This window comes from Microbacterium esteraromaticum, from assembly GCF_900163815.1.
In the GTDB taxonomy this organism is placed as follows: domain Bacteria; phylum Actinomycetota; class Actinomycetes; order Actinomycetales; family Microbacteriaceae; genus Microbacterium; species Microbacterium esteraromaticum_B.
In genome coordinates, this window is record NZ_FUKO01000020.1 from 130,730 (window position 1) to 143,268 (window position 12,539).

At 64.8% G+C, this 12,539-nt stretch carries 13 protein-coding genes; 4 read left to right on the forward strand and 9 right to left on the reverse strand.

Going from position 1 to position 12,539, the window contains the following annotated elements; genetic code table 11:
• Positions 1–2: 2 nt before the first annotated feature.
• The 6 genes from FM104_RS08950 to FM104_RS08975 are packed head-to-tail and all read right to left on the reverse strand — an operon-like array spanning position 3 to position 6,750.
• Positions 3–947: a sugar phosphate isomerase/epimerase family protein gene (locus FM104_RS08950; RefSeq protein WP_087131506.1), complete on the reverse strand. Its 945-nt coding sequence runs from the start codon at positions 945–947 to the stop codon at positions 3–5.
• Positions 948–965: 18 nt separating this feature from the next.
• Positions 966–1,793 carry a carbohydrate ABC transporter permease gene (locus FM104_RS08955; RefSeq protein WP_256971590.1) on the reverse strand — a complete coding sequence of 276 codons (828 nt, stop codon included), beginning with the start codon at positions 1,791–1,793 and terminating at the stop codon, positions 966–968.
• Positions 1,790–2,743: a carbohydrate ABC transporter permease gene (locus FM104_RS08960; protein WP_087131509.1), complete on the reverse strand. Its 954-nt coding sequence runs from the start codon at positions 2,741–2,743 to the stop codon at positions 1,790–1,792. Before FM104_RS08960 ends, FM104_RS08955 begins: the two co-directional genes overlap by 4 nt.
• A 4-nt stretch (positions 2,744–2,747) precedes the next feature.
• Positions 2,748–4,064 (reverse strand): sugar ABC transporter substrate-binding protein, encoded by a 1,317-nt coding sequence (locus FM104_RS08965; RefSeq protein ID WP_179206734.1) that lies wholly within the window; start codon positions 4,062–4,064, stop codon positions 2,748–2,750.
• A gap of 50 nt (positions 4,065–4,114) precedes the next feature.
• The gene (locus FM104_RS08970) at positions 4,115–5,608 is read right to left on the reverse strand and encodes a GMC oxidoreductase (protein WP_179206735.1); all 1,494 of its coding nucleotides are present in this window, start codon (positions 5,606–5,608) and stop codon (positions 4,115–4,117) included.
• 29 nt (positions 5,609–5,637) lie between these two features.
• Positions 5,638–6,750: a Gfo/Idh/MocA family protein gene (locus tag FM104_RS08975; RefSeq protein WP_087131517.1), complete on the reverse strand. Its 1,113-nt coding sequence runs from the start codon at positions 6,748–6,750 to the stop codon at positions 5,638–5,640.
• A 116-nt stretch (positions 6,751–6,866) separates the two neighbouring features.
• Here FM104_RS08975 and FM104_RS08980 point away from each other — a divergent pair, with 116 nt between their 5' ends.
• The 3 genes from FM104_RS08980 to FM104_RS08990 are packed head-to-tail and all read left to right on the forward strand — an operon-like array spanning position 6,867 to position 9,702.
• On the forward strand, positions 6,867–8,072 hold the full coding sequence (locus tag FM104_RS08980; protein WP_087131519.1) for an ROK family transcriptional regulator: 1,206 nt from the start codon (positions 6,867–6,869) through the stop codon (positions 8,070–8,072).
• Positions 8,073–8,131: 59 nt separating this feature from the next.
• Positions 8,132–8,749: a DUF4166 domain-containing protein gene (locus FM104_RS08985; RefSeq protein WP_087131522.1), complete on the forward strand. Its 618-nt coding sequence runs from the start codon at positions 8,132–8,134 to the stop codon at positions 8,747–8,749.
• Positions 8,749–9,702: an epimerase gene (locus FM104_RS08990; protein ID WP_179206736.1), complete on the forward strand. Its 954-nt coding sequence runs from the start codon at positions 8,749–8,751 to the stop codon at positions 9,700–9,702. The genes FM104_RS08985 and FM104_RS08990 overlap by 1 nt, the downstream gene beginning before the upstream one ends.
• Here FM104_RS08990 and FM104_RS08995 read toward each other — a convergent pair.
• The 3 genes from FM104_RS08995 to FM104_RS09005 are packed head-to-tail and all read right to left on the reverse strand — an operon-like array spanning position 9,699 to position 11,894.
• Positions 9,699–10,088: a PLD nuclease N-terminal domain-containing protein gene (locus FM104_RS08995; protein ID WP_087131527.1), complete on the reverse strand. Its 390-nt coding sequence runs from the start codon at positions 10,086–10,088 to the stop codon at positions 9,699–9,701. The two genes, FM104_RS08990 and FM104_RS08995, sit on opposite strands and share 4 nt — an antisense overlap.
• Positions 10,089–10,131: 43 nt before the next feature.
• Positions 10,132–10,968 (reverse strand): sulfurtransferase, encoded by an 837-nt coding sequence (locus FM104_RS09000; RefSeq protein WP_087131530.1) that lies wholly within the window; start codon positions 10,966–10,968, stop codon positions 10,132–10,134.
• Positions 10,965–11,894, reverse strand: a complete 930-nt coding sequence (locus FM104_RS09005; RefSeq protein WP_087131532.1) for an aldo/keto reductase — start codon at positions 11,892–11,894, stop codon at positions 10,965–10,967. Before FM104_RS09005 ends, FM104_RS09000 begins: the two co-directional genes overlap by 4 nt.
• 34 nt (positions 11,895–11,928) lie before the next feature.
• Between FM104_RS09005 and FM104_RS09010 the strand changes: the two genes are divergently transcribed.
• On the forward strand, positions 11,929–12,531 hold the full coding sequence (locus FM104_RS09010) for a GNAT family N-acetyltransferase (protein ID WP_087131535.1): 603 nt from the start codon (positions 11,929–11,931) through the stop codon (positions 12,529–12,531).
• The last annotated feature ends 8 nt before the right edge of the window (positions 12,532–12,539 follow it).

Below are 12,539 nucleotides of genomic sequence, written 5' to 3' on the forward strand. Positions count from 1 at the left end.
ATCTATGCCGTGACTTCGGAGAGCCAGCGGGCGGTGTGCTGCGCGCTGGCGACCGGGTCCATGCTGGCACGGTCCACCTCGATGATGACCCATCCGTCAAATCCATCGGGCAATGCCTGGAGCGTGCCGACTAGATCGAGGTGGCCGAGTCCAGGCTCGAGGTACAATCCGAGGTCAGTCGCCTGCGCATAGGTAAGACCCTCCTGGCGGGTACGGCGGGCGATATCCAGGTCGAGGTCCTTCAGGTGCAGGTCCTGCACGCGATCGGACCATTTGGTGATGGCATCGATCGCGCTGATGCCCGCCCACTCCAGATGTCCGATATCGAAGGACGCGCCCAGCCGTTCGGCGCCGATGCTGTTGAGGACATGCTCGTACTCGTGCTCGGTCTCGATCCAGGTGCCGACGTGGTTGTGCAGGCCGGGGCGGACGCCTTCGACGTTGAGCACGTCGACGGCTTCGTCGATCAGGTCAGTCAGCTCGTCCAGCCGGGCCTCCGAGAAGTCGTGTCCGATCGCTGGCTTCTCCCAACGGCTGGCGAGGTAGTTGACCTCGGCGGCGAGGAAGATCGTGTTCAGCCCGAAGTAGTTCGATTCCTCGGCGCGGCGGCGTACGCCGTCGAACCAATGCGCGCGCTCGAATGAGCCCTTCTCGAAACGGTCGCCGTGATCGCTCATCAACGGCACCTGCACATAACCAGGTGCGAGCTTCAGGCCGGACTTCTCGATCATCGCTGCGAAGTTCTGCAGCGTCTGGGTCGCGAGTACTTCCATCATCGTCGCGTCGAAGCCTGCGGCCCGGATCTCGCCCAGTACCTCGGGGTAGTCGGCCACGAAAGTCGGGTCCGCGAAGCGCCAGAGGCTCGCGCTGTTCGGGTCGCTCGGGTCTTCTTTGATGTTGATCCACTGGATGGCGTTCAGTGCGAAGCGGAGGTCTTTGATCTGCATGTCAGAACCTTTCGGGAATCACTTCAGGCCCGCTGTCGCGACGCCCTGGATGAAGTACTTCTGGAGGAAGAGGAAGAGGATGAGAATCGGCAGCAGCACGACGAGTGCTCCGGCCAGCAGCATCCCGAACGAAATGCTGTTGGATGCCTGCGAAGCCACCGAGAGTCCCACCGGTGCGGTGTACGTGCTCTGCGACTGCGCCACGACCAGTGGCCACAGGAAGTTGTTCCATGAGGCCAGGAACGACAGAATGCCGACCGTGGCCAGTGCCGGGCCGGATAGCGGTAGGAAGATGCGGAAGAAGATCCGCGGCTCACTGGCTCCGTCGATACGCGCCGCTTCCATCAGCTCGAACGGTACGGAGTAGGCGAACTGCCGCATGATGAACACCGACAGCGGTGCGATCAGCACCGGCAGGATGATAGCGGTCAGCGTGTCGACCAGTCCCATCTGCACGATGATCACGAACTGCGGTACGAACAGCGCCACATACGGGATGATCATCGCGACGATCACCAGCGGGAAGATCGCGCCGCGACCACGGAAGCGGAGCTTGGCGAGCGCATAACCGGCCATCGCGCTGAAGAGCACGTTGCCCAGCACTGCGGCGACCGACACGATGATGCTGTTGAGCATGTACGTGCCGAAGCCTCGCTCTGCGAAGAGTTGAACGTAGTTGCCGATCTGTAGCGATTCCGGCAACCATGCTCCCGGATTCGAGAGGAACTCGGCCTGAGTCTTGAAGGATCCGGAGATCACCCAGACGAACGGCAACAGCATGAAGATCGTGATCACGGCCAGAATCGCATACAGCACGGCCTGACGAACCGTAGATGTGGTCTTCACTCTTTCGGCCTCAGCATTCTGAACTGAATGATCGCAACAAATCCGACGAGAATCAGCAACAGCACCGATCCCGCCATGGATGCTGCGACATTGCCGAATCCGAACTGCTCGTATACCCACAGCGCCATTGAGCGTGTGGATCCGAGCGGCCCTCCTCGTGTGAGGAGATACGGCTCCTCGAAGATGTTCAGAAACATCACCGTCATGAGCACCGTGACCAGCAGTGACGTGGGACGCAGCAGCGGCAGCACGATGGACCAGAGTCGACGGATGGCGCCTGCCCCATCGGTGGAAGCGGCCTCGAGCACTTCTTCGGGGACTGCTTGGAGACCGGCGAGGAACAGGATCATCGCGGTACCCGCCGTCCGCCAGATGCCCATCATTACCACCGTCGTCACGGCCCAGGCCGGGTCCCCCAGCCAGTTCGGCTGTGGCAGACCGATCGAGCCCAATGAGCTGTTCACCGGCCCACTGATCGAGAACGCGTACTGCCAGATGACCGCGGCCGCCACGATATTCGTGATGACCGGGATGTACACGGCGGCGCGGAACATCGCGCGGAGCTTACGGATGCCGTTGTTCAGCATCAGCGCGAGGGACAGCCCGAGTGCCATGCTGAGCGGCACGCACAGCACGACGAAGAGGATCGTGTTGAGGAAGGACGACTGGAAAGTTGCGTCTCCAAGCACACGGGCGATGGTGTCAAGGCCGACGAAGTTGACATCGAAGGGGTTACGAATGTCCTTCGCCTTCATGTCCGTCATGCTTGCCCCGACCGCCAGCACAGCCGGAATCGCAGTGAACACGGCGAAGATCAGCAGGAAGGGGACGAGGAACAGCCACCCCGTGACCGCTTCAGCTCGCGTCCCCTCGCTGACGCGGCGGCCATCGCCGCGAGGGCGCTTGCGCGCCCCCGGGACGATGACTATTCGAGTGGATGTGGTGGACATCGGACTAGTTGCCCGTTCCGATCTGCTCCGCCTGCTTCTGCGCGTCTGCCAGAGCATCCTTCGCGGATACACCCCCACGAACGACCTTCTCCATCTGCTGACCGATCATGTTGCCCACCTGGGTCCAGGTGGAGACAGGAGGACGGTTCACACCGGATTCCAGCGACTCGCGAACGACATCAAGCAGATCACCCTGCAGCGCGGGGTCGTCCCAGGCGGCCTTCACTGCTGGCATGTTCTTGAAAATCTTGTACCACTGCACCTGCTGGGCCGGTTCGGACATCCAACGCGTGAACTTCCAGGCAGCATCCTTGTTGGCACTGTCGGACGGCACCATCCAGCTGCCGCCGCCCATGCTGGAACCGGAGTCACCGCCGGGGCCGACGGGGTTCAGAGCGTAACCGATGTGCTCCGCACCCCAGCCCTCGCCATTCGCATCATCGAACCAGGAAGCGAACCAGGGGCCGGCATCCCAGATCGCAGCGTTCTTGCCCTGCGTCATCCACGGCACGGTATCGAGGAACGCGGGCCCATCCTGCGAGGCGTAGCCGTCCTTCATGAGACCCGCCCAGAAGTCGAGCGCCTCGACGTTCTCGGGGGAATCGATGGTCCACGTCGACAGATCATCGCTGATCATCGCGCCGCCGTTCTGCGCCGCGATGACCGCGAGCTGTTGTGCGGTGTACTGGTCGTAATTGGCCGAGAGCGAGAGCGGGTACTCCACTCCGCTGGCCTTGAGCTTCTCGGCGAAATCGATGACGCCGTCCCAGTCCTTCGGCACTTCCGCGCCCGCGGTCTCGACGAGGTCGGTCCGGTACATGAAGACGTTCGCGTAGGCGTACCACGGCACGGCGTACGCGACGCCATCGACCACGGAGTTGTTCCACATCGAATCGTAGAAGTCGCTGGCTTCGACCAGACCGTCAGGAACGGTGTCGAACCCATCTGTGGCGATCAATGCCGACTGCGTCTCGGTGAACGCGTACAGCAGGTCGGGTGTCGTTCCCGCGGTGATCGCCGCAGTGAGCTTCGACTGGAACTCCGCCTCGGGGACCTCCGTCATCTTGATCTCGACGTCGGGGTTGTCCTTCTTGAACTCCGCGAACATGTCGGGCAGCTTCGCCCCATCGGCGCCCTGGGTCCAGACGTCGAGGTTTCCGGTCGCAGGCTTGGTGTCGATGGCAGCGGTGTCGCCTCCTCCGGTGCCGCCGGGGCCGGGGTCAGCGCTGCGACCGCAGCCGGTCAGTAGCAGTGCGCTGGATGCGACCAGTGCGATTCCGAGCAGCGTTGCACGGCGTCGCGAGGAAAAGGGTGTGGACATCGCGATCATCTCCTTGGTGGTGTGGTGGTGCAGGTGGTGGATATTGCAGGTCAGATTTCCGCGCTGATGGCTCGCGCGATGCGGACAGAGAGGATGGCACCTGTCAACGTCGAGTTGCAGGTCAACGCGGTGGGCACGACGCCGTTTCCAGCGAGGAACAGGTTGGTGAAACCCCAGACGCGCCCGTCTGTGTCAACGACACTGGTGCCGTCATCGGCGACACCCATCCGGACGGTGCCGGTGTAGTGCAGAGATGCGCCAGGAGGCTGCACCTCGCGATACTCCTGCGGGAACGTGCCTAGCGCGTTCGCAGCAGCCTGTTGAACATCCTGCATCCGCCGGATCTCGTCCAGGTCGTTGTCCGAATACGAGAAGTGCACGGTCATGTGCGGCATGCCCAGCTCGTCGACGAGGTCGTCCGAGAACTCGATGCGGTTCTCCGGGCGAATCTCCGTCGAGCAGTACCAGCCGACGCTGAGCATGTGCTTGCCCTCGAACTCGCGCTCCATGAGCTGGCCATGCATCGGCCGGGCCGCACCGATGGACGGGCTCCAGAGCGAATCGATGAACGGCTCACCGGCTGGGGGCTGCAGCACGTCAGCATCGCTCAGACCGAAACGTGCGGCATCGATCTCCACCTCGCCGTCGATCGACGCGTGCTCGTTCAGCCGCACCCCGAGAGCATCAGGACGGATGCGGGATGCCCAGAGCAGCTGCGGCGTGCGCAGCGCATCCGCTGCGATCAGGAACCGGTCGGCGCGCACCACTTCGTCCACGCCGGTAGCGAGGTCGCGCAGTGCAAGACCCGTGACAGTCGAACCGTCGTGTTCGATCTTCGTGACCAGCAGCCCCGTTCGCAGCTCGACCGCGGGCGCGCCGCCGTCGAAGACGAAGGGCGCGATGTCGCGAGGCCCGGTGCGCGCGAAGGGCTTCCCGGCACGTGCGACACCGCCCATCGGCATGTATCCGAACGAGCGCTCCGGGTCGGGACTGGGCACGACTTCGCGCAGGGCATCGAAGATCGGCTGCGTGAAGGGATTCTCCACATCGGGGATCAGCGGGCCCACTGAGGTGCGCAGCAGCCGGCGAGCCGTCTCCTGATCAGCATCCCATTCTTCACGCGGCAGGAAGTCTGGAATCTCCGCTTCATAGGGCCATGGCGTCGCCGCGGTCCAGTGCACGCCCATGCCGCCGACATTCCACGACACGGATCCGCCCGGGAACTCCGCGAAGTTATGTCCGAAGAATGCGGCGGGGAACACGCCGGTGGACTGCGGGTTCCAGGCGTCGCCATCGATGGCGTTCATCGACGCTGCGCCCTTGACGTACTCGATCTGGCGCGCACGACGCATCAGGTCGTTGTACGAGGCGTTCATCGCAGACTCATCTGCTTCGACGAGGTGCTCGCCGGCAACGTCGGTGATCGCGCTGCCGGCTTCGATGACTAGGATCTTCGCCGAAGGCGAATGCGTGTGCACCTGTTCGGCGATGATGGCGCCGTTCGGCCCGGAGCCGACGATGACGAGATCGAAGTTTTCGGCCATCTCATGTCCTTCTTCATGTGCGTTCATGGTTAGTCAGTGCCAGGAGTCGTGTCGACCCAGCGCTCCTCATCGGCGGCAAGAAGCACGGCCTCGGTCAGCGCAACGGCGCGAAGTCCGTCGGCAAATGTGGGGAGACCGTCGGGCTGCTCGCCCTGAATGGCCGCATAGACGTCGGCGACGAAAGAGTTGAATGCATCCTGATATCCCTGTGCATGGCCGGCAGGCACATTCGAGAATCGAGCGACTCCCGGGTGCGCGGTCTGCGGGTCGCGGAAGATCTGACGGTTGCCGTTGCGCTGACCGACCCAGAGTTCCTCCGGGCGCTCCTGATCGAAGCGAATGCTCTGATGCGCGCCATGCAGTTCCAGCGTGAGCGCGTTCTTGCGACCCGCGGCCATCTGCGAGATCAGCAGAGTGCCGATCGCACCGGATGCCAGCTCGGCGAGGATTGCGACCGCATCCTCATTCGCCACGGCATGTCCACCGCGCTCGTCGTATACGCGTCGTGTTCGCGCGGTCAGTCGCACGATCCGCTCCCCCGACACGAACTCCAACAGGTCGCACAGGTGCGAACCGATGTCGGCGAACGCGCGTGAAGGTCCGCCATCGGCCGACGTGGCGCGCCAGTCGTCATCTCCGGGAAGCAGCATCCAGTCCTGCAGATATCCGCAGTCGATCGTCAGCAGCGCACCGATCTCGCCCGCGGCGACGCGTGCACGCGCTTCACGGACCATCGGGTGGTATCGGTACACGAAAGGAACAGCTGCGACGATGTTCTGCGCATCAGCCGCAGCGACAAGCGCACGAGCATCGACGAGCGTCGTTGCCAGCGGCTTCTCGCAGATGACATGTCGACCAGAGGCGATCACCTGCAGAGCAAGGTCCGCATGCGTGGCGTTAGGCGTGCAGATGTGCACGACATCGCTGGCATCCATGAGCAGTTCAGCCACGTCGTCGACCGACCGCGCGATTCCCAACGCATGCGCCGCCCGTTCTGCGCGCTCCGGCGAGGAACTGGCGAGAAGCTCCAGAGTCGCACCTGCGGCCCGCGCGGCGCGGCTGTGCACTTGAGCCATGAAGCCTCCGCCGAGGAAGCTGGATCGGATGATTCCGACCGCGGTGTCTGTGACGTCCGTTGTCATGTCAACGATTCTGACACAGATCGACCTACTTTTGCTAGACCAAAATCATAAGTTGTTCGTTGACACGCGAATGTCTGGACCAGTAGAAGCGAAAGCACCTGTGATTTACTGACTGCATGAGCGACGCCGAACGACTTTCCGCGGGTGCATCTCCGGGAGCTGGGGACATCGTGCAGCTTCTGCTGGACGGGCACGCACATACGAAGGCTGATCTCGTCCACCTGACCGGCCTCGCCCGCTCCACCGTCTCCTCGCGGGTGGATGCGCTCGTCGAATCGGGCCTGGTTTCATTCGCCGGAGAGGGTGCATCGACCGGAGGGCGTCCGCCGTCGCGCGTCGCGTTCAATCCCCGTGCCGGCTTGATCCTCGCGGCTGATCTCGGCGCCTCCCACGGCACAGTGGCCATCGCCGATCTCAGCGGGCATATCCTGGCGGCGCGGCGCGACGAGATCGATATCGCGGCAGGCCCGCTCGTCGTGCTCGATACAATCCTCGACGAATGGCGTCGCCTACTCGCAGACAATAATTTGAGCAGCATCCGCGTCGCTGGTGTGGGAATCGGCGTGCCAGGGCCTGTCGAGCATTCCACCGGGCGTCCGTACAACCCGCCGATCATGCCCGGCTGGGACCGGTTCGACGTGCCGGAGTACGTGCGCCGCAGCTTTGATGTGCCCGTTCTCGTGGACAATGACGTCAACATCCTCGCGCTTGGAGAGCAGGCGACCACTTTCCCCGACGCCACAAATCTTGTCTTCGTCAAGGTGGCAACGGGCATCGGCGCCGGCATCATCGTCGGCGGCCACTTGCAACGTGGTGCGCAGGGGTCTGCCGGCGACATGGGCCACGTGCGGGTTCCCCATTCTGCGGAATCGTCGCATGCGCCGGGCGAAGAGCGCGATCTCGAGGCCCTGGCCAGCGGCTCGGCGATCGCCGAATCCCTACGCGCACAGGGCCTGCCGGCTGAGAACAGCTCAGACGTGGTCGACCTGGTGCGCGCAGGAAACTCCACTGCCATCGACGCCACCCGACAGGCCGGCAGGGATGTCGGCGAGGTGCTGGCCACTGTCGTCAGCCTGCTCAATCCGTCGATCATCGTGCTGGGTGGCAGCATTGCCGGTGCCGGTGAGCATCTGCTTGCTGGCGTGCGTGAAGTCGTCTATCGACGGTCGATCCCGCTTGCCACCCAGCACCTGTCAATCGTTCAGACGCAGGCCGGAGAACGCGCCGGTGTCTTGGGCGCAGCCATCATGGTTATCCGCGAAGTGCTATCGCCCGCCACGATCGATGCAGCGATCGCCGCCGGTGAGCGTTGGAGCCGCTGAACAACGCGGCATCCGCACGGCCCACCGACCTTATGCTCCGCGAGGGATAGTCTCGAAGCATGGATCATGTGCCCCAGTCCCCGTACCTTCGGGCCCTGGGCCAGCAGCGGACGCTCCTGCATCCGGCGCTCCGCGCCTACTTCTCTGCGGTGCCGCGCGGCCAGGTCGGCATCGGTGAGGGCGTCTTCCACCGGATCGGCACTCCGCGACGCTGGCTCTGGCCGATTCTGCGACTGTTTCAGAACCGCGGCGTCGTCCACGCCGGCTGGCACGAGGACGTGCCGTTCACGGTGCGCAACCGCACGATCGCGAGCACAGCGATCGGTGTGCGCACCCTGCACCTGCCCGACGGCGATTGGACCATGAAGGATGCCGTCAGCGCGCATCCTCGCGGCACGGTCGTCGATCAGCTCGGCGAGCCGACCACGCTCGCCGTCTCGTTCGAGGTCTTCGTCGACGGCGACGCTCTGGCATTGCGCAGCAAAGCGGTCGGCATCAGGTGGGGTTGGCTGCGGATCCGCCTTCCGCGACTGATCGCACCGGTCGTCCGGCTGCGCGAGAGCGCCGAGAAGCAGTCCGGCCGCCAGCGTGTGGTGCTGACCGTCGATATGCCGCTCATCGGCCGTCTGTATGAATACGACGGCACCTTCGAGTACCGAGTGCAGGCGGGAGTCTGATGTCCAGGGTCGTCATCGGCGGTTCGACGGGGTTCATCGGGCGCCACCTGCAGCAGAAGTATCGAGCTGAGGGTCGTGAGGTCGTGACGGTCTCGCGCTCGGGCGCCAACCTGTCCTGGAACGATCAGGACGGCATCGGTGCGGCTGTCGACGGCGCCGGGCTCGTGATCGGCCTGGCAGGCAAGAGTGTCAGCTGCCGTTACACCCCGGAGAACAGAGCCGAGATCTTCCGCTCACGGCTCGACACCACGGCCGCACTCAGCACCGCCATCGCCCGTGCGAGCACCCCACCGCCGCTGTGGGTGAACTCATCGACCGCGACCATCTACCGGCACGCAGAAGATCGGCCGATGACCGAATCGACCGGAGAGCTCGGCACCGGGTTCTCGGTGGAAGTCGCCAAGGCGTGGGAGCGAGCGCTGTTCGCCGATGAGCTCCCTGAGACACGTCGCGTGGCATTGCGCACCGCGATCGTGCTCGGCGACGACGGAGTGCTCGGACCATTGCGCGGGCTAGCCCGGATCGGGCTCGGCGGCACGCAGCTCGACGGCTGGTGGCCGGTGACGAAGTCGCGTCGCGAGGCCGGTACCGCGCACTTCCCTGGTGCGCGCGGCGGTCGTCAGCGCTTCAGCTGGATCCACGTCGACGACGTCGTCGGGATCATCGACTTTCTGGAACAGCATCCGGAGTTGGCGAATGCCGTGAACGCGGCGACCCCGAACCCGGTCGACAACAGAGAGTTCATGGCGACAGTGCGTCGAGCGCTCGGGGTGCGGTTCGGCCCGCCGATGCCGCGGTGGATGCTGGAGATCGGTGCACTCGGCATCCGCACCGAAACGGAACTCATTCTGAAGAGCCGATGGGTCCTGCCCGAAAAGCTCGTCGACGCCGGCTACGAATTCCGGTATCCGACGCTGGGCGAGGCCATCCGCGCGTCGCTGGCTGTCGTCTAACCCGCAGAGCCCGCTGAAGACTCGCCGTTCTCCCGCTTGCGCTTCTCGATCTCCTGCCGCAGACGCCATTCTTCGATCTCGCGGTCGAGGTCGGCGATCTGCTCCTCAGTAGTGCGTGTGTCTGCCGGCACGGTCGGCACCATCGGCGCAGCCGTGCGCGTCGGCTCGGTATCACGGCTTCTCGCGGGCCGTCCGATCTGCAGGCCGCCCTGCGGATATTCGCGCCCGAGCGCGAACCACAGCGCCGCCCCGATGAACGGCAGCAGAATCACCAGCAGCAGCCAGACGAATTTCGGCATGTAGCGCACCTGCGAATCATCGCGACGGATGATGTCCACCAGGGCGAACACCATCAGGGCGATGACGAGTACAGACAGGAACGGCATGCTCTCAGAGTAGACGACCGCGCGGGCCGTCGGGCATCGTGGACTACTCCGCGCCGGTCGCGACCGGGAGCCCGGGCGTATTCGACCACGCGCTCCATGACCCGGGATAGACAGTCACGTCTTTGCCGATGATCGCTCCGGCGAGCGCGAGCTGCGCCGCGGTGATGCCCGACCCGCAGTAGGCGGCGACGGAGGCATCGGCATCCGCGCCGATGTCGTCGAAAGCCGCAGCGATGTCGGATGCTGAGACGAAGCGCCCATCATCGGTCAGCAGCCGCGCAATGGGCAGGTTCCGCGCCCCGGGGATGTGCCCCGCGATCGGGTCGAGCGGTTCGGTCTCGCCGCGGTATCGCTCCGCCGCTCGCGCGTCCACGAGCACACCCGACTCGGTCCACGCTCCGGCAGCCGACGTGTCGATGATCCCCCGGTCACCGGGAGACTCGAGCACGACGTCGCCAGCCGGAACAGCTGTCTCTCCGGTCTCACTCGCGCCACCCGCCGCGAGCCATGCCTGCCACCCGCCATCGAGCACGCGGACATCTTTCAGACCGGCGCGGCGCAGCGCCCACCATGCGCGGGATGCCGCCAGCATCCCGGCGCCGTCGTAGACGACGACAGACGCACCCTGGCGGATTCCCCACCGCTGCGCCGCTGCGGCGAGCGCATCGTGGTCGGGAAGCGGATGCCGCCCCTCGTGCGGTTCACCGTGCCGTGTGAGGTCGCTTTCGACATCGACGAAGACGGCACCAGGGATGTGTCCGGCGAGGTACTGCTCCCGCCCGTCGTCACGGCCGAGCTGCCAGCGCACATCGAGCAGGTGCACGTCGTCCAGGCGCTCGCTCAGCTCGGCGACCGAGATCAGAGGATTGCTGTCGCTCATGGCAGCAGGTGTCCTGCCGTGCGGAACAGCTCGTACCATTCCGGGCGTGTGAGCACGACGTCGGCTCCGGCCGCGGCATCCGCCACTCGCTGCGGCGTGGTCGTGCCGAGCACGACCTGCATCTGGGCGGGGTGCCGAGTGATCCAGGCGGTCGCGATCGCGATCGGAGCGACGTCGTACTTCGCCGCGAGCCGATCGATCACCGCGTTCAACTCGGCGTGCTTCGGATTGCCGAGGAAAACGCCATCGAAGAATCCTGCCTGGAACGGCGACCAGGCCTGAATGGTGATCCCGTTGATGCGGCAGTATTCGAGGATGCCGCCGCCGTCGCGAACAATGCCCTGATCCTCCCCCGCCATGTTCATCGTCACGCCTTGCGCGATGATCGGCGAGTGCGTGATCGACAGCTGCAGCTGGTTGGCGATCAGCGGCTGGGTGACAGCCGTGCGCAGCAGGTCGATCTGACGCGGCGTGTGGTTCGAGACGCCGAACGCCCGCACCTTGCCCGCTGCATCCAGCTCGTCGAAGGCGCGCGCGACCTCGTCGGGCTCGACCAGCGAATCCGGGCGATGCAGCAGCAGCACGTCGATGTAGTCGGTGCGCAGCGCCTTCAGCGAGCCCTCGACCTGCGTCATGATGTGCTCGTACGAGAAGTCGAACATCTGCTCTGTGGGAACGATGCCGCATTTGGTCTGCAGCGTGATCTCGCCTCGTTCCGCCGCGCTGAGCCCCAGCGCCGACGCGAAGCGGTCTTCGCAGACGTGCATGGCGCCGCCGTAGATGTCGGCGTGGTCGAAGAAGTCGATGCCCGCGGCACGAGCGGTGTCGTAGAGCTCGCGCACCTCGGCATCCGTCTTGTCAGGGATGCGCATCATGCCGGAGATGACGGCGGGGGCTGTGCTCTGCCCGAAGGCCACGTTCTTCATGTGCTCCACGGTAGCGCGCTGTCAGAATGACGGCATGCGCTTTCTCACCACTCCCGGCCCGGTCGTGCTCACAGGACGCCTCGTCGAACTCCGCCCGCTAGCCCGCGAGCACGTCGATGGCCTGATCGAGGCAGTGCAGGAGGGCGATCTGCATGAGACCGCCTGGTACACGTCCGTGCCCGCACCCGACGATGTCGCCGCCGAGATCGAGCGGCGCCTCGGACTGCTCGAGAAGGCTGAGATGGTGCCGTTCACCGCGTTCGATGCCGCCGGGCGCATCATCGGGATGACGACGTTCTACGATTTCGACGCCAGTGTGCCGCGCCTGCACATCGGCTACACCTGGAATCGCCCATCGGCCCATGGCACCGGCGCCAACGCGGAATCGAAGCTCCTGCTGCTGCAGCACGCCTTCGAGACTCTCGGCGTCTACCGCGTCGGACTCACCACGCAATGGGTGAACTTCCAGTCGCGCACGGCGATCGAGCGGCTCGGTGCGAAGCAGGACGGGGTGATGCGCGCGATCAGCCGGTACCGCAACGGCGCGCTGCGAGACAGCGTCGAGTACTCGATCATCGAGCCCGAGTGGCCCGCGGTGAAAGCGAACCTCGAGGCGCGACTTGCACGTCGCCGATAGCTCTCTCG

Excerpts from the sequence above, each read along its gene's own strand:
- FM104_RS09010 (WP_087131535.1), top strand. The coding sequence starts at position 11,929 with ATGCGCTTTCTCACCACTCCCGGCCCGGTCGTGCTCACAGGACGCCTC.
- FM104_RS08980 (WP_087131519.1), top strand. The coding sequence starts at position 6,867 with ATGAGCGACGCCGAACGACTTTCCGCGGGTGCATCTCCGGGAGCTGGG.
- FM104_RS09000 (WP_087131530.1), bottom strand. The coding sequence starts at position 10,968 with ATGAGCGACAGCAATCCTCTGATCTCGGTCGCCGAGCTGAGCGAGCGC.
- FM104_RS08965 (WP_179206734.1), bottom strand. The coding sequence starts at position 4,064 with ATGTCCACACCCTTTTCCTCGCGACGCCGTGCAACGCTGCTCGGAATC.
- FM104_RS08995 (WP_087131527.1), bottom strand. The coding sequence starts at position 10,088 with ATGCCGTTCCTGTCTGTACTCGTCATCGCCCTGATGGTGTTCGCCCTG.
- FM104_RS08950 (WP_087131506.1), bottom strand. The coding sequence starts at position 947 with ATGCAGATCAAAGACCTCCGCTTCGCACTGAACGCCATCCAGTGGATC.
- FM104_RS08960 (WP_087131509.1), bottom strand. The coding sequence starts at position 2,743 with ATGTCCACCACATCCACTCGAATAGTCATCGTCCCGGGGGCGCGCAAG.
- FM104_RS08970 (WP_179206735.1), bottom strand. The coding sequence starts at position 5,608 with ATGGCCGAAAACTTCGATCTCGTCATCGTCGGCTCCGGGCCGAACGGC.
- FM104_RS08985 (WP_087131522.1), top strand. The coding sequence starts at position 8,132 with ATGGATCATGTGCCCCAGTCCCCGTACCTTCGGGCCCTGGGCCAGCAG.
- FM104_RS08975 (WP_087131517.1), bottom strand. The coding sequence starts at position 6,750 with ATGACAACGGACGTCACAGACACCGCGGTCGGAATCATCCGATCCAGC.
- FM104_RS09005 (WP_087131532.1), bottom strand. The coding sequence starts at position 11,894 with ATGAAGAACGTGGCCTTCGGGCAGAGCACAGCCCCCGCCGTCATCTCC.
- FM104_RS08990 (WP_179206736.1), top strand. The coding sequence starts at position 8,749 with ATGTCCAGGGTCGTCATCGGCGGTTCGACGGGGTTCATCGGGCGCCAC.